General features: G+C 33.7%; 21 protein-coding genes. 10 read left to right on the top strand and 11 right to left on the bottom strand.

Annotated elements, in window-relative coordinates; genetic code table 11:
* The first annotated feature begins 22 nt into the window (after window positions 1–22).
* From PSU83_RS02330 to PSU83_RS02320, 3 genes are all read left to right on the top strand, one after another.
* The gene (locus tag PSU83_RS02330; RefSeq protein WP_300586281.1) at window positions 23–892 is read left to right on the top strand and encodes a cation diffusion facilitator family transporter; all 870 of its coding nucleotides are present in this window, start codon (window positions 23–25) and stop codon (window positions 890–892) included.
* Window positions 893–1,073: 181 nt separating this feature from the next.
* Window positions 1,074–1,736: a hypothetical protein gene (locus tag PSU83_RS02325; protein WP_300586279.1), complete on the top strand. Its 663-nt coding sequence runs from the start codon at window positions 1,074–1,076 to the stop codon at window positions 1,734–1,736.
* A 96-nt stretch (window positions 1,737–1,832) separates the two neighbouring features.
* Window positions 1,833–2,237, top strand: coding sequence for a hypothetical protein (locus PSU83_RS02320; RefSeq protein ID WP_300586277.1), 405 nt, complete (start codon window positions 1,833–1,835; stop codon window positions 2,235–2,237).
* A 153-nt stretch (window positions 2,238–2,390) separates the two neighbouring features.
* On the opposite strand, the gene PSU83_RS02315 is transcribed toward PSU83_RS02320, so the two are convergent.
* The 10 genes from PSU83_RS02315 to PSU83_RS02270 form a co-directional block, all read right to left on the bottom strand.
* Complete coding sequence (locus PSU83_RS02315; RefSeq protein WP_300586276.1) at window positions 2,391–3,305, bottom strand: arginine deiminase family protein; 915 nt, start codon at window positions 3,303–3,305, stop codon at window positions 2,391–2,393.
* 84 nt (window positions 3,306–3,389) lie between these two features.
* Complete coding sequence (locus tag PSU83_RS02310) at window positions 3,390–3,860, bottom strand: hypothetical protein (RefSeq protein WP_300586274.1); 471 nt, start codon at window positions 3,858–3,860, stop codon at window positions 3,390–3,392.
* A complete protein-coding gene (locus PSU83_RS02305) occupies window positions 3,857–4,924 on the bottom strand; it encodes a peptidoglycan bridge formation glycyltransferase FemA/FemB family protein (protein WP_300586272.1) in 1,068 nt (355 codons plus the stop codon). Before PSU83_RS02305 ends, PSU83_RS02310 begins: the two co-directional genes overlap by 4 nt.
* Window positions 4,925–6,541, bottom strand: a complete 1,617-nt coding sequence (locus PSU83_RS02300; protein ID WP_300586270.1) for a hypothetical protein — start codon at window positions 6,539–6,541, stop codon at window positions 4,925–4,927.
* A gap of 103 nt (window positions 6,542–6,644) precedes the next feature.
* Window positions 6,645–8,615 (bottom strand): T9SS type A sorting domain-containing protein, encoded by a 1,971-nt coding sequence (locus PSU83_RS02295; RefSeq protein WP_300586268.1) that lies wholly within the window; start codon window positions 8,613–8,615, stop codon window positions 6,645–6,647.
* Between the two features lies 1 nt (window position 8,616).
* Window positions 8,617–10,815, bottom strand: coding sequence for a hypothetical protein (locus tag PSU83_RS02290; protein ID WP_300586267.1), 2,199 nt, complete (start codon window positions 10,813–10,815; stop codon window positions 8,617–8,619).
* Window positions 10,816–11,105: 290 nt separating this feature from the next.
* Complete coding sequence (locus PSU83_RS02285; protein ID WP_300586265.1) at window positions 11,106–12,389, bottom strand: citrate synthase; 1,284 nt, start codon at window positions 12,387–12,389, stop codon at window positions 11,106–11,108.
* A 249-nt stretch (window positions 12,390–12,638) separates the two neighbouring features.
* Window positions 12,639–13,994 (bottom strand): glycosyltransferase family 39 protein, encoded by a 1,356-nt coding sequence (locus PSU83_RS02280; protein WP_300586262.1) that lies wholly within the window; start codon window positions 13,992–13,994, stop codon window positions 12,639–12,641.
* A gap of 86 nt (window positions 13,995–14,080) precedes the next feature.
* Window positions 14,081–15,274, bottom strand: a complete 1,194-nt coding sequence (gene sucC / locus PSU83_RS02275) for an ADP-forming succinate--CoA ligase subunit beta (RefSeq protein ID WP_300586260.1) — start codon at window positions 15,272–15,274, stop codon at window positions 14,081–14,083.
* A 184-nt stretch (window positions 15,275–15,458) separates the two neighbouring features.
* Window positions 15,459–16,187: a biotin--[acetyl-CoA-carboxylase] ligase gene (locus PSU83_RS02270; RefSeq protein WP_300586258.1), complete on the bottom strand. Its 729-nt coding sequence runs from the start codon at window positions 16,185–16,187 to the stop codon at window positions 15,459–15,461.
* 94 nt (window positions 16,188–16,281) lie between these two features.
* Between PSU83_RS02270 and rsfS the strand changes: the two genes are divergently transcribed.
* From rsfS to PSU83_RS02235, 7 genes are all read left to right on the top strand, one after another.
* Window positions 16,282–16,653 carry a ribosome silencing factor gene (rsfS, locus tag PSU83_RS02265; protein ID WP_300586256.1) on the top strand — a complete coding sequence of 124 codons (372 nt, stop codon included), beginning with the start codon at window positions 16,282–16,284 and terminating at the stop codon, window positions 16,651–16,653.
* Window positions 16,654–16,669: 16 nt separating this feature from the next.
* The gene (gene ftsH / locus PSU83_RS02260) at window positions 16,670–18,592 is read left to right on the top strand and encodes an ATP-dependent zinc metalloprotease FtsH (protein ID WP_300586253.1); all 1,923 of its coding nucleotides are present in this window, start codon (window positions 16,670–16,672) and stop codon (window positions 18,590–18,592) included.
* Window positions 18,593–18,707: 115 nt separating this feature from the next.
* Complete coding sequence (locus tag PSU83_RS02255; RefSeq protein WP_300586252.1) at window positions 18,708–19,313, top strand: lactate utilization protein B/C; 606 nt, start codon at window positions 18,708–18,710, stop codon at window positions 19,311–19,313.
* A 1-nt stretch (window position 19,314) separates the two neighbouring features.
* Window positions 19,315–20,139, top strand: a complete 825-nt coding sequence (locus PSU83_RS02250; protein WP_300586250.1) for a phosphatidate cytidylyltransferase — start codon at window positions 19,315–19,317, stop codon at window positions 20,137–20,139.
* Window positions 20,129–20,782 (top strand): phosphatidylserine decarboxylase family protein, encoded by a 654-nt coding sequence (locus PSU83_RS02245; RefSeq protein WP_300586248.1) that lies wholly within the window; start codon window positions 20,129–20,131, stop codon window positions 20,780–20,782. Before PSU83_RS02250 ends, PSU83_RS02245 begins: the two co-directional genes overlap by 11 nt.
* Window positions 20,783–20,786: 4 nt before the next feature.
* A complete protein-coding gene (locus PSU83_RS02240; protein WP_300586246.1) occupies window positions 20,787–21,062 on the top strand; it encodes an acyl-CoA-binding protein in 276 nt (91 codons plus the stop codon).
* Window positions 21,063–21,065: 3 nt separating this feature from the next.
* Window positions 21,066–21,845 (top strand): superoxide dismutase, encoded by a 780-nt coding sequence (locus tag PSU83_RS02235; RefSeq protein ID WP_300586244.1) that lies wholly within the window; start codon window positions 21,066–21,068, stop codon window positions 21,843–21,845.
* A 42-nt stretch (window positions 21,846–21,887) separates the two neighbouring features.
* Here PSU83_RS02235 and PSU83_RS02230 read toward each other — a convergent pair whose 3' ends face one another.
* Window positions 21,888–23,927, bottom strand: coding sequence for a M13 family metallopeptidase (locus PSU83_RS02230; protein ID WP_300586242.1), 2,040 nt, complete (start codon window positions 23,925–23,927; stop codon window positions 21,888–21,890).
* Window positions 23,928–24,043 lie beyond the last annotated feature (116 nt).

Genomic DNA, 24,043 nt, shown 5'->3' with positions numbered 1-24,043 from the left:
AACAGAAAAAAAGATCAAAAAAATGACAAACGAACAAACGGCAATTAAAGCAACCTATTTTAGCATTATAGGCAATACTAGTCTAGCAATCATAAAAGGAATTGCTGGTGTTTTTGGTAATTCTTATGCTCTAGTTGCTGACGCAATTGAATCGACTACTGATATTTTTTCATCGTTTCTAGTATTGTTTGGAATAAAATACTCAAATAAACCCCCAGATAAAAATCATCCATACGGTCACGGAAGAGCGGAACCTTTAATTACATTTCTTGTTGTAGGTTTTTTAATAACGTCAGCGACCATTATTGCCTATGAAAGCATACAAAATATTGGAACAGCACACGCTTTACCAAAATCTTGGACCTTGATTATATTAGGATTAATAATTTTTTGGAAAGAATACTCTTTTAAAACTGTAATGAAAAAAAGCATACTCACAAATAGTTCTTCATTAAAAGCAGATGCTTGGCACCACAGAAGCGATGCAATTACATCAGTTGCTGCTTTCATCGGAATATCTATTGCCTTATTTTTTGGAAAAGGTTATGAATCTGCTGACGATTGGGCTGCGCTTTTTGCTTCATTTTTTATTTTATATAACAGTTATTTAATTTTTAGACCAGCACTTGGAGAAATAATGGATGAACACCGATATGATGATTTAGTTGCAAATATTAGACAAATATCACTAAAAGTAGATGGAATAATTGGAACCGAAAAATGTTTTATTAGAAAAGCCGGAATGCAATATCACGTAGATTTGCACGCGATTGTTGACGCAGAAATTTCTGTAAAAGCGGGACACGATTTAGCACACAAATTAAAAGACACATTAAGAAATGAAATAATAGAATTAGGACACGTTTTAATTCACATAGAACCAAACAAATAACAGGCGGACACACAACAGCCTTTGCTCCCACCCAGGCTGATAGCCGAACAGAGCGAAGCTAATTGCGAATTCTGTTGTAAGTTCCCGTTCCCGTTTCGCAAGAATTTTTATCTTATTGAAAAAATATACGAATATGAAATTCGAAACGCATTCAAAGCAACTAAAGAGTAGTAACACAATCATGAAACACTCGCTATTTATACTACTTCTCTTCATTTTAAACAGTAGCCTTTTTTACGGGCAGAAAAATCTTGTTCCTGAGAATTATAAAATACTAGATGAAATTAATGGTGATTTGGATACTGATGGTGTACATGAAAAAGTCATTGTTTATGATATGACTACCACAGAAATTGATAACGAAGGAATAGATAGAGAAATAGTGATTTTTAAAAAAGACAGCTTAAACAATTGGATTATTTGGCAACGATCTGTCAAAGCAACTGGGAATAGCAGAGAGGGCGGAATGATGGGAGATCCTTACGAAGGCATCGAAATAAAAAAAGGCGTATTGGTAATAAGTGAGTCTGGTGGAAGTTCTTGGAAATGGGGACACACTGATAAATATAGATTTCAAAATAATAGCTTTGAATTAATTGGTTACTCTAGCCATTATGGCAGAATTTGTGATTATTGGGGTGCATTTGATTTTACTATTTCAACACAAAAAATAGTCTTTAAAAAGGAATTTGAAAAATGTGAAGGAGATGACGACCAGACTATTTATAAAACGCAAAACGAAACTTTTAGATACAAATTAACAGAAAAGATACTTTTGCAAAACAGAAAAGAAATAGAAGTTAAAATCACTACTCCTAAATATAAAGAAGAAATCTATTTATAAAATGTAACCGTTTGGGCTTTGAAAGAAGTTTTAAAAAGTTCCAAAGGCGTGCCTCTAATCCAAAGTTTAAAATTAGAATTGAATAAATTATATCTTATGAAAAAAACAATACTCTTATTCCTAACTATCCTACTAGTAGCTTGCAGTAGCGATAGTACGACTGCGCCTGATCCAATTATAGGAAAATGGATAATCTATAGGGCAGTATATGAAAATGCGGTGTATGAGTTTGAAATAAATGGCACATGTGGCCAACAATCATTAGAAATGCCTCCCGGGAATTACCCTTTCGTAACAGAAACCTATTATGCAAATGATGATTGCAGTGGATTTACCGCAAACACGCATTGGGAATGGAAAAGCGAAGGAAATGACAGCTACAGTATTTATGTTTTAGGTCAAACAATTCCAGAACGAACGGTACTATTAACGAATGATGAAATAAAGGTCACCGAACCAGGAAGTATTACGGTCATAAAGTATTACAGACGGGTAATGTAAATTGCAGATTTATTTCTTAGTCAAGTGATTGCTATTTAGTATTACTAATAACCGTTTAGCAGGAAGCTCTATTAGTAAGAAAATTAAACCCTTCAGAAGTTCTCACCACTTAAAACATAAAAAAGCACTCTTTCAAGTGCTTTTTTGTTATATCTAATCTCTAATTAAAGGCAGTGTAGAACAGCGCAGTAATCCCTCTTGTTTGGCTATTTCAGCATACGGAATTTCTTCAACCGTAAATCCGTTAGCGCGAAGCCAAGTGTTTAATCGGGTGAAATTTTGTTCCGATACCACTACGTTCTCATCTATAGAAAACACATTGGAATTCATATGGTACATTTCGTCACGCGTAATATGAAATAGGTTTTCTTTTCCAAAAAGATTGACCAAGAAAACATAATCTGCTTCTTCACGGAAACCGCTTTTGTAGATGATGCCTTTGTTTTTTCCGACAGGCTGAAAGCAGCAATCTAGGTGCAAAGCATTATCATGCGCTTCTAGTTTTGACTTAACCAAATCAAATTCTTTTACAATTTTATTTGGAAATAACTCTTTGATATAGTTCACGCCCTGCATGTTAGTTCGTGCTGTGATGTACTCTTTATAATCTGAACCTTTATACGTTCCGATAAAAATATACTCGTTCCAAAGCATTACGTCGCCACCTTCGATATGTACTTCATCGGGCGGACGTACTACTTTTACAGGATTGATTTGGTCAATAATGTATTGAATGGCATCCAATTCGCGTTCTCTATCCGGAAGAATATTGGCTTTGATGAAAGTATCTTCGATCACAAAGCCTATGTCGCGGGTAAAAATCTGATTGTAGTTTTCAATCATTTTCGGACGAAAAACTTGCACATCGTATTTTTGAAAAACCTGATTGAACGCTTCCATTTCTTTGACCATATCGGCTTCTACAGGATACGTTCCGGCAAGAATGTGTTCTAATGATTTTGGGTCGTACGCTTCTTCTTTTGTTGGCGTTGGACCATTATTTACTGCTGAACCTAGCACCACTGCTCGTAGTCGTGAGGTTTCGTTGTTGAGATGTATTGGTAACATAAAGGTGCTTTAGGCTTTTAGCAAATATAAAAAAGCTGTGCAAATTGGAAAGCTTTTCACTATTTTTATTAGATCGAAATTATTTTAAAAAAAATCTTTATTTACGTTAAAGTAAAAAAACAGGAATCTTTTAGCTTTTAGATGGACGTATTTTTTAAAACCTGCTTTTTCAATACCGCGAATTGAGGCAAAATTATCTGGATTTACATTGATAAAAACTTCATTTATTCCTTCCTTTAATTCTGAATTAGCAATATGATTAATTACATAGGGATAAATCGACTTTCCTTTAAATGCCTCAGCTGTTTTACAATCCCCAATCGTTGGCCCTTTCTTTTTTATCAGCTTTTGAAGATAGACTTTCTTAAAAAGAAAACTTTGATGAATTTCTTGCTCATTTACAAGAATGTAATATTTCACTTTATTGGAATCAATCTCTTTTTTAATTATTTTAAACTCATTTAAATCTATGGAAATAGTAGAAGGTTTATCCTTGTAGTAAATTAATACATCTATAGTAACTATTTTAAATAATTTCTTTATTTTTTTTATCATCTCTTAGCTTTTGATAATACTTTAGAAATATTTTTTTTATGTTTTTTTATAAACTTTTCTAGAAAGACGAACATTTTAAATTGAGTGGGTTTTAGAATCCAATAGTATTTTGAATTTTCAAAATAAATTTGTTCATCAGCGTAACTATTCTTTAAATTAACAACCCCAATTGAACCACCAAGCGAAATATTATAACCATCAAATTTCTCTTGCCAAGCTAATTTACAAGCAGAATAATGAAGAAAATGTCCTGCAAGAAAATCAGGTTTCTCTTTAACAGTTCCTCCTAAAATATAGGTGTAATAATTACCCGATTTTACTATAAAAGCACTCCCTTTTATGGTTCCTTGGTAATTTGCTATTAGAAATTTAGCGGTATCGTTTTTAACAAGAGCACTAATTGTTTTCCCAAAAGAATCCCAATCTCTTAAAGCATAACCATTTTCTTTGGCATTTTTAAGACACAATTCATACCCCTTCTTTATTTGTTCTTCATTAACAGCAAATTGCAATTCCATTCCTTTTCGGATGGAACTTCTAATGTATCTTCTAACAGAAGCTTTAAAGCTACTAATCAACATTTCCTCATTTTCGAAATTATCAATCCGTTTCCAATTTAATCCGTTTGAAGAATAAACGTAGTTGAATCTGTGTCCTTCTTTTGCAGTACTGAATAGCGCTGATTTTTCAATTTCAGAAATAACATGAGCGTTTATTACTTTTGAACTTGGTAAAGTAATATGACAATAACAGCAATTCAAAAAATTAGCTCTTGATTTTACTTTAGAAATCAATTGATTAAAATTTTCAGTATTATAGTGAGAAAGTATGGGTCCAAATGGAATGATATAAAATTTCAAAAAAAGCGCTTTAGCAATCACCGCCGAAAAGCCACCAATAATTTTATTATCTTCTAATGCAATACATATCTCAAAATCAAAACCATAATTTTGAAACGATTTGTTCCAATCTGACAATAATAAATGGCTTGCTTTATTTTCGTTTAAAACATAGTCATCCCATCTTTTTAACCAGTCGCTATCTTTAGTAAATAATAGTTCCATTTAATTAATATCTCTATACGGCAAATCGAAATTAGTACTACAAATTATATTTCCTGATTCGTTTACATCGAGTTTTATGTCTTCAAATTTACTTAAAAATTGCACTAATTCGCTAATCGTTGGATTCCAAATTTGATTGCTTTTGATTTTGGAACTCAAATAAGAAAAATTATCGGCAACTTCCTGGTCGACTATATTTTCACTTTTAAATAATTTCCCAAAATGATATTTCATTGGAACTGAAAAATAAGTATGTGCAATAAAAAGTCCTTTTTCTTCCGCAAGTTTGTCAATATTTTTAAATGAAAGTGACTTTTTAAAATCTACTATTTCAATAGTTTGAAAAATAGTAAATTTAAAATTTTGAATTTTATGTTTAAAAACTACAGGTGCGTATTTTGCGAATTTAAAAGGCTTATTTTTAATTGAATTCCAATAAAAAAACACTTTTACTATCGGTATTGAAATGGAAATTAAAGTTTGAACAAAATGGAACAATTGTCTTATTTTTTTTTGTTCGACACATTTTTTAAAACTTGATGAAACATTTTTATATTTTGTTATAGTTTCTTGATCGGCATAATAATGAAAAAGAATGATTTTAATTTTAAGTGCAAACTTGTCTTTAAAAGACAAGTTTTTTATTCCTTTAAAATAACTTTTTAGAGTAAAATCATTTGAATTTAATTGATTAAGTACTCCCAAGGTTGATGTGCCTGAATCGATATAATTCCAAAGAATTTCAATTTTATTTTTATTCAAAACCTTAACAAATTCACTTTCTTCAAATCCAAGATTTTCATATAATGAAAAATTATAGGGTTGATAACCATGATCGATCCATGTGGGAATGGAGTTGATAGGATTTTCAAAAGACACAAAGTCTTCAAAACTTTCTTTATCGTTCTTTAGAGATTGTGAAAGCGAATGATAACATAATTCGTGTCCGTCATTTTTCCATTTTAATAATTCGTCAAAATTATTTTCAAACGAAGCATTGTCTTCTCTCTTTGAATAATGATTCAAAAAAAAACCTTTTGTGATTTTAATTTCGTTCTCTTTAAAAAACGCTCTTTGTGATTTTAGATTGTCTAAAGTATCAAAATCACAATGATCTGTAAAACAAGCTATCGCTGAAAAAGGAATTGGTGATCGACTGAATTCGATAGCATTTTTATTTGAAAATACTAGCGCTATTTCATTGTTAAAATCAAAAGGGTAAAATACAGACTCAACTTTTTTTTCGTTTTTTGGTCCAGAATACTTTGTAATGGTAGCCGAAAATTCGGGATTGATGCGCCAAAGGATTTTATTTTTATACTTTGGATTAAATTCCCAAATTCCTACTTGAATAGTAGGTTGAATATAAAAACCATTTTTTAGTTTTACTATTTTTGGTGTGTATTCCGAAGCTACTAATTCTTTATCGGATTTTGCCCATTGATAGTCGTGCGTTCTAAAAAATTCAATATCATCAATGAACGTAATTTCAATATCAAATGAGTTATTATTTATTGAATGATATTTTGCAAGAGATGTGACAATTTTTTTATCAAAAACTTTTAATTCTAAATTTTTACTTTGATTTGATAAAATCAGATTTATTGTTGTTATCATTTATACTAATTGAAATTTTACAAATGTATTAGAAAACATACTAATAAATACAAGGCTCTGCGATTAAACGCAGAGCCTTGCCCAATAAACCTATTAAATTATTTTAATTTTTAATTAATTTCTTTGTATATATTCTTCCATCATCGGACGTAACGTTGATGATATATATTCCATTGGCGTAGCGGCTAACATCGATTTGGGTTTTGTAAGTCTCTTCCAAATTTCTTTCATCTACAATCTTACCATCAATAGTTGCAATGCTAACTTTTCTGAACTTCGAGTCTTTCATTATAATTTCGATAGTGGTGCTGGATGGGTTTGGCACGATAGCAAAATCACGAACTATTCGAATCAGCTTGACCGTTTCTTCCATCTTCGTTGGTTCTATAACTGCTGTGGATGGAGTATCGTTTCTGAAACTATAACTTGCCGAACACCCTTCAGGATACGCTACAAATTGAGCTCCAAGAAGTGCTTCAAATCCGGGGTTTAATTCAACAAAGTTTTCCGCATGATAAACAACGCCGTTAAGTAAAACATTATCTCCAACCGCTACAATATTTGTTGCCTTGATCCAATTCGATCTTTCTTTTAATTTTACCGTTACCGCGGCTAAATTGGTGACATCGTCTGCAGGAGAAGTCAGTGTTAATATTGGTTGACAACAATCGTTAAAACTCACATCGGGTCCCACATTGGCAGAATTATCCGAAATGGTATAGATAAAAGTACCAGCAGGACAGACGACATTGAAATTGGCATTGATTAGAAACTCAAAATTTCCTGAAGGATCAGCTCCAAACAAACTTGGAGCAACAGTAAAGCAAAATGTGCTTGACGAAAGTAGTGTTGGTGCATTCATAGTACCGACAACAGTTCCGTTTTGGGTTATATTTAATGTAATCGAATTGAGTGTAGCATTTGCTGGTGGTTGATAGGTTCCGCAAACTTGAATAGGCGTACTTGCTGTTAAATCGGGACAATTAATATTGGTCGGATTAGTATTCAAAGCACCTAATTTTGGACTAGCGCAAACCGTTCCGCAGATATTATCAATGTAAACCGTTCCAAAATGCGCTGAGGGTTGACAATCGCTAACTGTAAACTCAATTGTTCCAGGTTGGTTTAGGATTTCGCCCACATTCAATCGGGCACAAATCCAGTCGGTGTAAAGTACTCTCCGATTGCTACTCACATAGATTACATTAAACAAACAATTATCAGGATTGGCGATGATACAAACTTCGTCTACAATATTATTGAATTGATCTTTAACTCTAATTCGGAAAAAGGGTTGTATTGGTTGCCCGTGTGCCGGTTTATTATCCATTATCAATGAAAAATTAAAATCGATAGTAGACTGATTTATATTCGGGAAATAGCGTGAAACCGTAGTTTGATCCGAAGAACCCATTCCTTGTTCGTTGTTCAACTTGATACACTTATTACCGCCACCACTAGTAAACAAGGTTGGAATGTTTACACCCAATCCTGCAAGTGTTGGATCATACTGCTGATAACCTGGACTTGTACTGTCAATCAATGTAACCGTTGCATTCATATTATTGACTGCAGGCGTAACCATATTTGTAGCAGATAGTTCAGTTGGTGTTGCACACGATAAAAAGAAGGCATCTCCCGTAGCCGGTTGTGGATGTGCATCTGACCAAAAAGTGTAGCCAGCAGTTCCGTCTTCAAAGTCACCATTAATACAATCTTGTTGTATTTCGACTGGAAGTGGTTTAGCAAAAAAACTGTCTTTTTTATCCGGATTTTGAATGAAAAACAATTTTCTTAATTCAACTACTTTTGCATTTTCAATAGCTATTTTCAGTTCGGCATCCGTAAATTCTTCTTCACTTCTTAGGTGTTGAATTAAATCATCGGTGATTTCTTGAGATAAAATATAATTGTTAAAATTATCTTTTACAAAATCATTTATTTCCAACTCTATACTGTTTGCCTCTGAGATTCTGGCTTTTTCAGAATTCAAATAGTCGTTAACTTGTGCTGAAATGATACTTGAATTGAAACAAATAGCACAAACTAATAGTGTTTTTACTATGGTTTTCATATCAATCCTGATTAGCAGTTAGTACTTGAACTTGTTTTTGTAATTCTTCAATAGCTTTAGTATTTCGTTCGATAGCTTTATTTTGCTCGATAATGTAAAGGGTTAACTCTTCAATTTTAGCCATGTGCTTTGCTTGCATTTCTGCAATGTCAAGTCCGTTAGTAGCCAACTCTGCTGCAGAATCAATTCCAGGTAAGTGTTTGTTAGCCGTAATATAGTTCTCAACTTCATTTAACGGCATTAGATTGTAATCTTTTTCGAAAACGTAATCTGCCCAATTTGCCGTGCTTCTTAATGCCACTTTTACTTTTTCGGTCAAAATTCCGCCTTCAACAAAGAGCTTGTAGTTTCCAGTTGTTGTTGGATAAGTAGCGGTTGAACCGATATAGATTTTACCATTTGCATCGGTGCTTGCGCTATTAAACCAAATGTTTCTGTTATTCATATTTACAACTCGATTGCCACTTATAGTTGTTGCCTGATCTATGGTTCCGTTATCTGCAAAAATACTTTTATCAGTAGCGTTGATTAAGAAAGGCGTTGCCGCTGACCCGTTTCCGGTAACAGCAACATTTGTTCCTGCTACAACACTCGTTGTTGGCATTGTAAATGATCCGCCACCGTTTGAAAGTGAAATGGTATTTCCCGATTGAGAAATCACTTGAGGTACTTGTGTGAATGTTGGTAAAATAAAAGAACCTCCACCATTAGAAAGTGAAATAGTATTTCCAGACTGTGAAATGGTTTGCGGTACATCTACATAAGTGGGAAGCGTTACGCTGTTCCCATTAGATATTGATAAGGTATTACCTGCTAGTGCCAATGATTGCGCATCAGTATCTGTAAATGTTGGAAATGTAAATGATCCGCCACCGTTAGAAAGTGAAATGGTATTTCCCGATTGAGAAATCACTTGAGGTACTTGTGTGAATGTTGGTAAAATAAAAGAACCTCCGCCATTAGAAAGTGTAATTGTGTTTTCAGATTGAGATATTGTTTGAAGTTCATTTGTTACACTACCGTCAATTTCTTCCATATTCGGAACAGGTAAATTTACGGGAGCACTAGAAACTCCGTTTACCGTTGTAATCAATTGATTACTCTCGTTAATAGAATTAGCTATAGAATTAACAATTTTGGTAGATGAACTAATACCGTTTACATTACTGGTCATTAAATTACCCGCTGATGAAAGAATATTGCTTTGCACAACATTTGACATTTTTTGTAAAACAACATCTCCTGTAGCATTCACGCTTAAAAAATGATTCGAAGATTGCACTGATGTTGGCACAAAACTACTGGTTAAGTTGGTAAACCGTAGTCCCGAATTTCCGTTGGTTCCTTGAGTGATTTCTACTTTATTATTTGGAGCTAATGTCCCGATTCCTAGTCTACCTTCTACCGCTAAGCCATTTATTGGAGCAGATGCAATTGGGGCAATTCCATTTGGCGTGAAATTTTTTCCTATAGCAACTCCACCTTTTATGTCCAATTTGTTTACGGGAATAACATTATTCCCCAAACCGATTCCGGTATTACCATTTTTATTAATAAAAATTCTTTGTACTCCAGCACCATCAGAAATTATAACTGATTTATTGGTATCTGATCCCGCTAATAGAGGTGTTGATGGAGCTCTATTTAACGTTATTCTATTTCCTAACATAACATTGTAACTACCATTAAACAAATTAATTGCTGTTTCTGAACCTAAGAAAACATTACTATCTCCACTTATTAAGTTTCTAGGTGTTGTAAATCCAACTGCTACATTACTGTTACCATTATTCGTAGTTAAGGATGCATAACCAACAGAGGTATTATTACTTCCACTACTATTTGCTTCCATTGTTCTGTGTCCAATTGCAATATTTTTTGAACCTGTAGTATTATTCAATAAGCTTCTGGTACCGAATGCTGCGTTTAAATTTCCAGTTGTAGTTAAAGATAATGCTTCATTACCAAAAGCACAGTTAAATCCTCCTGAAGCAGCAATCAATGTCCCAAAGCCAAACGCATTGTTACTATGACTTGTATTGTTTTTAAGTGAATTTATTCCAAATCCGGTATTAAAATTTCCCGTATTATTAGCTCCAGCATTTTCGCCGGAGAACGTATTTAGAGATTGCGCTTTTGAAGAACAAACAACTCCAAGAAGAGTTAAAATTGTAAAAAAGTAGGTAGTTTTCATTTTCATAACAATACATTTAAAAATTAAAAAATAAATTAAAATCTTAACTAATTTTTTGATTTAAGTTCTGCTATCTTGACAAATCAAATATAGACTGTTTTTAAAAATAAATCCACAAAATACCTTTATAATCGATAAACTACATATTTTATTAAATACTAAAAGATATTATCTTACATTTTATAATTAGCATTCTATTTTGATACTGTTTAGATGTCAGTTACTATAAAAATAAAATGGAACTAATAAAAAAAGCCCCTTGTTTTCACAAGGAGCTTCATTATTTGAATCAGTAGCTATCTTTTGTCTACTTCTTTAAAGTCTCTTAAAGGATGACCCGTATAGATTTGTCTTGGTCTTCCTATTGGTTCTTTGTTGATGCGCATTTCTTTCCATTGTGCAATCCAACCCGGAAGACGTCCAATTGCGAACATAACGGTAAACATATCTGTTGGAATACCTAAGGCACGATATATAATACCCGAATAGAAATCAACATTTGGATATAATTTTCTGGATACGAAATACTCGTCAACTAATGCTGCTGCTTCTAATTGTTTCGCAATGTTTAAAATTGGATCATCAACGCCTAATGTTTTTAAAACCTCATCAGCAGCTTTCTTAATGATTCTTGCTCTTGGATCAAAGTTTTTATATACTCTGTGACCGAATCCCATTAAACGAAACGGATCATCTTTATCTTTTGCTTTTGCCATATATTTTGCGGCATCGCCACCGTCTTTTTGAATGGCTTCAAGCATTTCTAAAACCGCTTGGTTTGCTCCACCGTGAAGTGGTCCCCAAAGTGCCGAAACACCAGCAGAGATTGAAGCAAATAAACCTGCATGTGAAGACCCAACAATTCGCACCGTAGAGGTTGAACAATTTTGCTCGTGGTCAGCATGAAGTATAAATAATTTATCTAAAGCATCTACTACAATCGGATTTGCTGCGTATGGCCCGGTAGGTAATTTAAACATCAATTGCATAAAATTATCTACATATCCAATAGTATTGTCATAGTAATTTAACGGATAACCCATCATTTTTCTGTACGTCCAAGTCGCAATAACGAGGAATTTCGCCATTGTTTTACAAACTGCATCATACATTTCCTTTTCATTTTCAACATTTACAACTTTTGGATTGAAAGCTGTTAATGCACTTGTAAGCGAAGCTAAAACGCCCATTGGATGTGCCGTTTTTGGAAAACCATCTATGATGCTTTTCATTTCTTCGTTTACCAAAGTGTGTTTTCTGATGTCCATTTCAAACTGAGCTAACTCAGTTTTAGTTGGTAATTCTCCGAAGATTACTAAGAAAGCTACTTCAAGAAAATCAGCTTTTTCAGCTAAATCTTCAATAGCATAGCCTCTGTACCGAAGAATTCCTTCTTCACCATCTAAAAAAGTGATTTCACTTTTGCACGAACCAGAGTTTTTATAACCTGGATCAAGTGTGATTGCACCTGTTAAAGCACGTAATTTTTCAATATCGATGCCTGCTTCATTTTCGCTTCCTATAATTACAGGAAACTCATATTTAGTGCCATCAAATTCTAATATTGCTGTTTTGGACATAGTATAAATAAAGGAATTAAATCTGTTTGTTTAACAATTCAACAAATTTAGGGAATTCAAAATGAAATAAAAAAGAATTATAGCAAGGTTTTCGTTAATTATTTGATAAAAAATGCAATCAGACTGCATCCGTCTTTAAAATGCAAATAAATTATTAGTTATTATCCTTTTAAATTTTAGTTTAAGTATACAAACGAAGCAACAAAACAATTTAGATAGTAAATAGTTTAGATTTTAAATCTCCCGAATTCATGTTTTAGCAGGGAAAACAAATTTTGCAATAAAATTCACTTTACGCTGAATCCATTTTATATGATACAATCCGGCCGCACTCATTAAGTATAATCCAACTCGTGATGGAAACATGTATCGTGGTTCCATATAAATTAATCCGTGGAAAATTAATAGCGAAAGAATTATTCCCCAAAACAGCCAATAATTAATCAGGTTTTTTTCTTTGAATAAAAATAAAAATGCTCCGAGAATAAGTAAAACATTAATTGAATTAATAATCAAAATAACAAACCAATAAGCTATTGCGCCATGTATTGGTCCAAGATGAAAATCACTTGGTTTAACACTATTGATGAAGTAAGCATGCCCAAAAAAGCATTTTACAATAAACTGCCTTGTGAATAAAAATGGATGCTCGAATGCATCAGTAATCAAAAATTCACGATAAACATCATTATAAGTTCGGTGTTGTTTTTCCATTATTATACCTAACTCTTCGCCACTTTTTCCCCAATTTTGATAATCTTTACTATCTGGTCGGATATCATTTTCCCAAAAACGAAAATCGGTAGGTTCTTCTCTAAACTGAAACCTTCCTTGATGTGCAACATAATAAAACAATCCTTCTTGACTTTCATTTGACTTGGTTCCAGTGACCGCTTTAGCAATTTGCAAAACACCAAAACTCAACAATCCAACAGAGCAAAAAGTCAATGCTAAATTTTTTCCATATATTTTAAAAAACTCTTTTCTCCTAAAGAAAGCATATATTAAGATCAGTAGTCCTAAACCAAGTATAAGCATTGCATTTGGTCTGTTCAGAATAAGAAACCACAAACCTAAAACCAGTATAATCCAACCATTTATTTTATTGGGATTCAGGAATACAATTGACCATCCATAAAGCGCTAATGTTAAAGAAAAAAAAGCTGGAATTTCGGCTGAAATCCCGAAACAATAATAAAAATGTATCGGAAATAAAAAAAATAACACTACGGCTAAAAGTCCAACTTCTTTGGAAAAAAAATTAGAACCAATCCTAAAAACCAACAATAAACTTATCGTAGAGATAATAAATGTGGCTATAATTGCATTTACCCAAAGTTGATCATCTGTTGGATCTGATGGTGCTAAAAGATAGGCAGGTGTATAAAATAGTACTGGTCCAACGGCTTTAGTGAGTGTTACTTTTTCATAGCCTCCATCCCCTTTTATATACGCAGCCAACGCTTTTGATTGAGCATGAAAAGAAAAATCATCTCCAAATGCTTTGGCTTTAAATGGTAGATTGAGCACAATAGCCATCATTATTAGTGAAATCAGAACAATAAGTATGTCAATTCTTTTTGAAGAAAAAGTAGATGGATCCATTTAGTAGTACTAGAAATAGTGGCGAAAAATAATAAAAAATCCCGAGCTTTCACTCAGGATTTATATTCAATAAAAAAATTAAATTTTTATGACAAAGCCGCTTTCACTTGATCCGCTGCTTCTTGAAACTGAACTGCCGATAAAATTGGCATTCCCGAATTATCAATTAACTCTTTTGCAATCTCAGCATTTGTACCTTGAAGACGCACAATGATTGGCACTTTTATAGCATCACCCATATTTTTATAGGCATCAACAACACCTTGCGCCACTCGGTCACAACGAACAATTCCTCCAAAAATATTGATTAGGATTGCTTTTACGTTTGGATCTTTCAAAATAATTCTGAATGCAGTTTCAACACGTTTTGCATCAGCAGTTCCACCAACATCAAGGAAGTTTGCTGGTTCAAAACCTGCATACTTAATTAAATCCATTGTTGCCATTGCTAATCCAGCACCGTTAACCATACAACCAACAGTTCCGTCAAGGTCAACATAGTTTAAACCCACTTCTTTAGCTTCAACTTCAATTGGATTTTCCTCGCGAATGTCACGCATGTCAGCATATTTTGGCTGGCGGTATAAAGCGTTATCGTCAATATTTACTTTGGCATCCACTGCCATAATTTTGTTGTCAGATGTTTTCAAAACCGGATTAATTTCAAACATGGAAGCATCACAACCAATGTACGCGTTGTATAAAGAATCTACAAACTTCACCATTTCTTTGAAAGCATTTCCAGAAAGTCCTAAGTTGAAAGCAATTCTTCTCGCTTGGAATCCTTGTAATCCAACTGCTGGATCAATTTCTTCAGTAAAAATTAAATGCGGAGTATGCTCAGCAACTTCTTCAATATCCATTCCACCTTCAGTAGAATACATAATCATATTTCTTGCAGTTGCTCTATTTAAAAGGACCGACACATAAAATTCAGACGTTTCACTTTCTCCAGGATAATACACATCTTCAGCAACTAGAATCTTATGAACTCTTTTTCCTTCTGCCGATGTTTGTGGCGTCTTTAACATCATCCCAATAATTTGTTCTGATAGTTCTTCTACCTGCTGTAAATTTTTAGCCAATTTTACTCCACCACCTTTTCCTCTTCCACCAGCGTGAATTTGGGCTTTGATAACATACCATCCCGTTCCGGTTTCAGCAGTTAATTGTTTTGCAGCAGCAACAGCTTCTACAGGACTATTAGCAACAACACCACGCTGAACGCGAACGCCATAACTTGCTAAAATTTCTTTTCCTTGATATTCGTGTATGTTCATAAATAAAAGAGTTTGTTAATTAGATTCTGAAACAAATTCAGAACAAAGTGCCACAAAAGTAATTAATTTACCAACAAACCAAAAGGAAAAGTTTCGCAATTTAGTGTTTTATTGATTTCCGTTATTTGTATGCTGAATCGGAACGATTTATAAATGCTTTTTAGTACCATCCTTCAACTCGATCTCAATACAGCAACTTTACTTTTTTAACTTCAAAACATTCAAAACTGTCATCTTCTAGCAGAAGTTCGAGTTTTCCATCTCGTGTCACTCCTTGAATAATTCCCATAAAACGCTGCCCCTCGCTATCTTCAAATGCGGACGGATAGTTAATTCTAAAAATGTTTTGATGGTATTCCTCCCAAAGTGCGTCAGCATTATTTCTTAGTCTTTGAAGATGTACTTCTAATGAATTTCTTAATTGATTGGCAATTTCTTCCAAATCATAGATTTTTCCGGTAACCTTTTTCAACGAGGTAGCTTGTGGAAGAAGATCAAAATTAGTCTGATTCAAATTAAGTCCGATACCGACAACTGCAATAAAGCTTCCGGTAGACTTGAACGAATTCTCAATTAAAATCCCTGCCACTTTTTTGGAATCTGCCATAATGTCGTTGGGCCATTTTATAGAAACATTCGACACATTACTATTTTTTAAAACACGGATTACCGAGAGCGCTGTGGCAATATTCAAATCAAAGATATTTTTGGTGTTTATCGGAAAATCAGTAACCAATACACTCATGGTTAGATTTTTACCTTTTTCAGAAATCCATTTTGAACCCATTTGTCCTTTCCCTTTTGTTTGTTCATTAGCCATGACAACGGTATAATTTTCCAAGTCAGATTCTTTGGATAATTGCTTTAGGTAGTCGTTGGTAGAATCTATGGCATCGAGTTTGATTAATGGCATGGTAAGAAGGTAAATATTAACGAATTTTAAACTTTTGTTAAGCAAAAATAAACACAAAAAAGTAATACCTTTGCAAAACATACATAAATAATACATGGCGAAGAAAGAGGTTAACACGGATGTTCTCTTGGCGAACATCATAAAAGGCATTGAAGAAGTAAAAGGTAATGACATCGATATCCTCGACTTGAGAGCAATAGACACAGCAGTTTGCGACTATTTCATCATCTGTAATGGTAGTTCCAATACACAAGTTAACGCAATTGTTAATTCCATTCAAAAGACAGTTTCAAAAGAATTAAAAGATAAACCTTGGCACGTTGAAGGAACCGACAATGCCGAATGGGTTCTAATGGACTATGTCAACATTGTAGTTCATGTATTCCAAAAACAAATACGTGAATACTATAATATTGAAGGACTTTGGGGCGATGCCAAAATTACGACTATTGAAAATAAATACTAAAAAACATACTTAGATAATGTCCGAAAATAAAAAACCAAATGGTTTAAAATTCAGTCCGTGGTGGATATATGCTGCAATAATTTCAGGCCTTATAGCACTTAACTACTTTGGTGGCTCAAGTTTACAAGATGCAACTAAAATATCTTCTTCAAAATTTAATGATTACTTAAACAAAGGACAAATTGAGAAAGTAATTATCTACAATAAAACAGAAGGAGAAGCATACTTGACAGAAGCTGCTCTTAAAGACAAAGCGAATGCTAAGGTTGCGAAAGATATGATGGGCAATAAAAATAAAGGCCCACACTACTCTTTTGATATTGGAAATGACCAAAGTTTCCAAAACAAAATCGAAAAAGCAGCACAAGAAGGCAAAATAAAAGATTTTGATTTTAAAGCGAAAAGCAACTGGTCCGACATTTTAATTGGAATATTGCCTTTCATAATTATTATTGGCCTTTGGGTCTTAATTATGAGAAGAATGTCTGGTGGTGTTGGCGGAGGTGGCGGTGGCCAACTATTTAATATTGGAAAATCAAGAGCGAAACTTTTTGACGAAAAAGCAGAAGTCAAAACCACATTCAAAGATGTTGCTGGATTAGAAGGTGCAAAAGAGGAAATTCAGGAAATTGTAGAATTCCTTAAGACTCCTGAAAAATATACCGTTCTTGGCGGTAAAATTCCAAAAGGAGCATTATTAGTTGGGCCTCCGGGAACTGGAAAAACATTATTAGCCAAAGCCGTTGCTGGCGAAGCTAAAGTACCATTTTTCTCCTTATCTGGTTCAGATTTTGTTGAGATGTTTGTTGGTGTTGGAGCTTCTCGTGTAAGAGACTTATTCAAACAAGCCAAAGACAAAGCGCCTTCTATAATCTTTATCGATGAGATTGATGCAGTGGGAAGAGCAAGAGGAAAAAACAATATGTCAGGCGGAAATGACGAACGTGAAAACACCTTAAACCAATTATTGACAGAAATGGATGGTTTTGGTACAAATACTCACGTTATTGTAATTGCTGCAACCAATAGAGCTGATGTTTTAGACAAAGCCCTATTAAGAGCTGGACGATTTGACAGACAGATTTATGTGGACTTACCAGATATTCGTGAAAGAAAAGAAATCTTTGAAGTGCATTTAGCGCCACTTAAAAAAGTGGAAGGATTGGATACCGATTTCTTAGCAAAACAAACTCCAGGTTTTTCTGGTGCTGACATTGCCAACGTTTGTAATGAAGCTGCTTTAATTGCGGCCAGACACAACAAAACTGCAGTGGATAAGCAAGATTTCTTAGATGCTGTTGACCGAATTGTTGGTGGTTTAGAAAAGAAAAATAAAATCATCACCACTGAAGAAAAACGCGTCATTGCGGTTCACGAAGCGGGTCATGCAACTGTAAGTTGGATGCTTGAACACGCAGCGCCATTAGTAAAAGTGACGATCGTTCCAAGAGGCCAAAGTTTAGGAGCAGCCTGGTATTTACCTGAAGAACGACAAATTGTTCGAACAGATCAAATGCTTGATGAAATGTGTGCCACTATGGGTGGTAGAGCTGCTGAGAAAGTTATTTTTAATAAAATTTCTACAGGAGCATTAAGTGACTTGGAAAAAGTGACGAAACAAGCTCGTGCCATGATCACAGTTTATGGTTTGAATGATAAAATTGGTAATATCACTTATTATGATTCAACAGGTCAAAGTGAATACAATTTCTCAAAACCCTACTCAGAAGAAACGGCTTTAGTCATTGATAAAGAAATTTCAACATTGATTGAAACTGAATACCAAAGAGCGATAAAAATTCTGGAAGACAACAAAGACAAACTAGAACAATTGGCTAATATTCTGATTGAAAAAGAAGTTATTTTCAAAGATGATTTGGAAATGCTTTTCGGAAAAAGACCTTTCGAAATTGCGACTGAAGAAACGGATATTGTATAACTAATTACGTTTCTCGACATTTTTTTAAAATCTTAATTCAAAAGTAACTTTTGAATTAAGATTTTTTTATCTTTGGAGGATTTCAATTTTCAACCTAGATTATACCAACACAAGCATGAGTCTTTTCAGAAAATTTTTTGGCACTGGAAATGATGCCTCTGACGAAGAAAGTCAAAGCGAATTTAACAATATTCCTTCAAGCTTTTCGCTACTTCCAGTAGATGAAAAGTTTACCTATAATTTCAAAAAAAATGGCGGTAAGTTTTTATACTGCGAAAACTTAAATGAAGTAAAAGATCAATTTCTGAATATATTAGAAGAAAATGATTGGTTTGAAGGTGAAGCGTTATGCTACGAACCAAAACTTTTTAGCATGCTGGAAGAAAACAAGCTAACTTTTGACAAGCCAGCCAATCCCATGTTTTTATTTGCAAGTTGTGAAAATCTTATTGCTGATGAAGGTTCTGTACTTTTTTCTTCTAACCAAATTAAGCAAAACAAACCAAATGATTTGCCTAACAACATCATTATCTTAGCAACAACAAGCCAGATTTTAGAAGCAAAAAGTGATGGACTTCGCGTCATCAAAAAGAAATACGATAAAGATTATCCAACAAACATTACAACCATAAAATATTTCGAAAAAGCAAAAGACGAAGACTTTCTTCAATATGGAAGCACTGCAAAAAACTTGTATCTTTTGCTTCTAGAAGATTTATAAAATGAACGAATCAGTACAGAGATTAGTGTCCGGTGTAGTTTATGTTGCACTACTTTTAATTGCTACTTCCTATTCAGTTATTAGTTTTTATATCCTGTTTGGGATCTTTATGGTAATTGCGATTTATGAGTTTTGTGCATTGGTTCATATAAATAAAATACTTCCCATAGTAATTGGCGGTTTATCTTTTTATACAGCAATTCAATTCAACACCAATAAGACTAACGACATTTTAATTTTAATTGCGACCTTATTTGTTTCAACAAAATGCCTATTGTTGCTTTTTAATTCCAAAAGAGAAAAATTAGATTCGGTATCAAAATACGTCTATCTTATTGGATATGTAATTCTTCCGTTCATAATCATTTCTAAAATTCCCTTCGCATACAATATATACAAGCCAAAAATAATAATTAGCATTTTCATCCTTATTTGGACCAATGATACGTTTGCGTATATTGTTGGAAAGTCTATTGGAAAACACAAACTTTTAGAAAAAATATCACCTAAAAAAACTGTAGAAGGATTTATTGGTGGTATGGTATTTTCTGTGATTGCAGGAATTTTGATTTCTAAATTCTATTTTCAACCAAAACCACATTATCTTTATACTTCACTATTTATTTGGTCTATAAGTGCCGTAATAATTAGTATATTTAGCACTTTAGGCGATTTAATTGAATCTAAATTTAAAAGAATTGCAGGTGTAAAAGATAGCGGAACTATTATGCCTGGACACGGTGGTGTTTTAGATCGTTTAGATAGTATTATATTTGTGGCTCCATTTGTTTATTTTTTTTATCAAATTTTATATTATGTTTCATAAAGAAGGCGGAAAAATTATCTTAATAGCAACAACAGTTACCGTTGCCATAACATTATTAACACCAGAATTGATTAAACTTTTCTGGTTGCAAAAGACTATACAAATTGCTACTTTGCTTTTCCTGATATTAATTCTACAATTTTTCAGAAATCCAAACAGAAAAATAACGCCAAATGACAAAGTTATACTTGCTCCTGTTGATGGAAAAGTAGTTGTTATCGAAGAAGTTTTTGAGGGAGAATATTTTAAAGACAAACGTTTACAGGTTTCTATTTTCATGTCACCAATAAATGTGCACGTTACTCGTTATGCCGTTAGCGGACTAATAAAGTACAGCAAATACCATCCAGGGAAATATTTGGTTGCTTGGCATCCGAAAGCTAGTACTGAAAACGAAAGAACTACTGTAGTTATAGAAAGCAAAGAATTTGGAGAAATACTGTATCGTCAGATTGCTGGAGCATTAGCACGCCGAATTGTAAACTACGCCCAAGAAGGTATGCAGGTAAAGCAAGGAGATGATGCTGGGTTTATCAAATTTGGTTCCAGAGTGGACATATTTTTCCCATTGGGAACCAAAATAGAAGTAAAACTTCAGCAAAATGCTGTCGGAAATGAAACGGTTGTTGCCCTAAAACAATAATAAAATGTCTGAAAAAGAATTAGATATTCGATTTCAAGAGGCAGTAGAAATTGCTTCAACAATGTCACAATCAGAACTTCCTCAAGATGTTCAATTGCGATTATACGCCTATTATAAACAAGCAACTTTTGGTACCATTAATTACAATTACTCCGCCGATTTTGATTTAAGAAATGCTTTTAAAACGAATGCTTGGATGCAAATCAGTCACTTATCCATAGACGAAGCCAAAGAATTATATATAGAGGCCATCAACGCGATTGCAAAAGATAAAAAATAGAATATGAAAAAGATAGTGCCGCTAGTTTTATGTTTATCTTTTCTGTTCTCTTTACCCTCTTGTAAAAGAAAGAAACTTACCGAAGTGGTGGAAGTCCCGTTGCCCTCTGCCGAAGAAAAAATTACTATTGGTCAACCTGATGATGTAGTTGCTGACGAAGGACAATTTGAATTAACAAAATTACCTTACGCTTATAATGAACTTGAGCCAAGTATTGATATTCTTACAATGGAAGTACATTATTCCAAACATTATTTAACGTATACTAATAATTTAAATAAATTAGTCGCTGCAGATGCAACACTAACGGATCTTTCTATTGAAGATATCTTAAAAAAATCGGATGCAAACAATCCAGATCTGCGCAATAATGCTGGCGGATATTACAATCATGGTTTTTTCTGGGAAGGAATGAAACCGAAAGGCGGCGGTGAACCTAAAGACACATTAGCAACAATAATAGCAAGAGATTTTGGAAGTTTTGAAAACTTTAAATTGCAATTTTCTGACGCTGCCGAAAAGCAATTTGGTTCTGGATGGGCATGGCTCGTTGCTGACAAAACCGGAAAATTATCTGTTGCTGGAACGCCAAATCAAGACAACCCTTTGATGCCAAAACAAATCGTTTCAGGAACTCCTCTGTTAAACCTTGATGTTTGGGAGCACGCTTACTATTTGGATTACCAATACAAGCGTAAAAGATATATTGATAATTTCTTTAAAGTTATTAATTGGAAGAAGGTTACCGAGCGTTACGAAGAAGCACTAGCTAAGAAATATTAAAAAAAATCCCATCGGTTGATGGGATTTTTTAATACTAACTCATTACCAAATAACAACTCTGTCTTTCTCTGGCAAATACATTTTATTACCTTCTTTTACATTGAATGCTTTGTAAAATTCGGGGATATTCATCAATGGACCAATGATTCTAAACTGTGCAGGCGAATGTACATCAGACATAATTTGTCTTGCTATAGATTCATCTTTAGCTTGAACTTTCCACGCATAACCATAGGCTAAAAAGTATCTTTGATCTGGTGTTAAACCACTAATTTTTTCTTGCCTTTTATATTGTTTTGTTTTCTTAAAAGCTTCATACCCCATTACTATGCCACCTAAATCGGCAATATTCTCACCTTGGGTTGCATCACCGTTAACAAACTTACCTTTCAGCGGTTCAAACTTGTTGAATTGTGCCACAATCGCTCTTGTTTTTTGGTTGAATTTTACTTTGTCTTCCGCAGTCCACCAATCTTTCAAATTTCCTTTGTCATCATATTGGCTTCCTTGATCATCAAATCCGTGGGTAATTTCGTGACCAAATGTTGATCCTCCAATTATTCCGTATAAAATAGCATCATCTGGCATTCTACCTTCAAATCCTGGCACTAATATGTTACAAGCAGGCACACAAATCTCATTGTTACTTGGATTGTAATAGGCGTTATACGTTTGTGGAAACATTCCCCATTCCGTTCTATCAACAGGCTTCCCATATTTTTTAATCATATCCTCATACGCCCATTTATTTACCGCCATTACATTAGCACAAAAATCATTTCTAGTGATAGAAATACTGCTCAAATCTTTCCATTTATCTGGATAACCCACTTTCATTACAATTTTACTCAATTTAAAAAGTGCTTTTTTCTTAGTTTCTTCGCTCATCCAATCCAATTTCTTGATACGATCAGCGTAAACCTCTCGAATATTATTTCCGATTTCCAGTAGTTTTTCTTTTGACCCTTTTGGCAAATACTCTTTAATATAAACCTGTCCGATTAATTCTCCCAACGAACCGTCGGTTTGCTCCACTATTCGCTTCCATCTTGGCTTTTGTTCTTTTACGCCGTTCATTACGGTGGAATAGAAATAAAAGTTTTGCTTTTCGATAGCCGAATTTAAATAAGAAGCATAACTATTTACAACATCCCATTTTAAATACGTTTTCCAATCTTCAATAGAATAAGTCGCAACAACTTTATCCAATCCTGTATAGAATTCTGGCTGACCGACAATTAATGTATCCGCATTTTTAATTCCTAATTGCGGCAAAACAAGATCCCATGCAATGGATGGTGTGGACGCTTTAAACTGAGCTAAACTCATTTTGTTGTAATTCTTATTCGGGTCGCGAAGTGCCTCTAACTTTCTACTGTTTTTAGCTAATTCTGTTTCCAATTTCATTACAGTTGCAGCAGCAGCTTTTGCTTTAACAGCATCATCGCCTATCAATTCCATCATTGTCTGAATGTGTTTCACATATTCGGTTCTGATTTTTACCGTCTCGGCGTCTGTATTAAAATAATAATCTCTCTGACCTAAACCCAAACCGCCTTGTCCGAAGAATAACGCATTTTTAGAACTTATTTTATCATCTTGCCCAACATAAAAAGAAAATGCTGGACCAGCGCCAGTAGTATGAAGATAACCAATAGTGTTCAACAACTCGGGAACATTTTTAATCGCATCAATTTTTGAAAATGTAGCAACTAAGGGTTTCAAACCATTTTTTTCAATGGATACCGTATCCATTCCCGAAGCATAAAAATCGCCAATCTTCTGTTCGTTACTTCCATTTACAGCATTTATATTGGCTGCCGATTTTTCACAAATACTTTTTATTTGTGCATTGATGGTATCCCCAATAGTTCTAAAAATTCCATTACTACTTTCACTAGTCGGAATTGGATTTTTCTTAAACCATCCGCCATTAGCGTAATGAAAAAAATCATCTCCGGGAACTATGGTCGTATCTCTATTAGTTAGTAACGGATCTTCGTGGTGAATCTCTTTTTTGTTGCAGCTGATTACGAATAAAGCCGATAATACACTTGCTGCTAATTTGGTTTTTAATTGCATAAAATTATAATTTTGAAAGAATTGATTTTAAAAATCATTGTTGTCCGATAAAAAAGAAGCCAAAAGATGGCTTCTTTAAATGAATCGTAAATTTGTGTTGCGAAATACAAAAAACG

It is taken from the genome of Flavobacterium sp. (assembly GCF_029945805.1).
Taxonomy (GTDB): Bacteria; Bacteroidota; Bacteroidia; order Flavobacteriales; family Flavobacteriaceae; genus Flavobacterium.
Note: the sequence above shows the minus strand (reverse complement) of the source record. Positions and strands in the feature narration are given on the sequence as shown.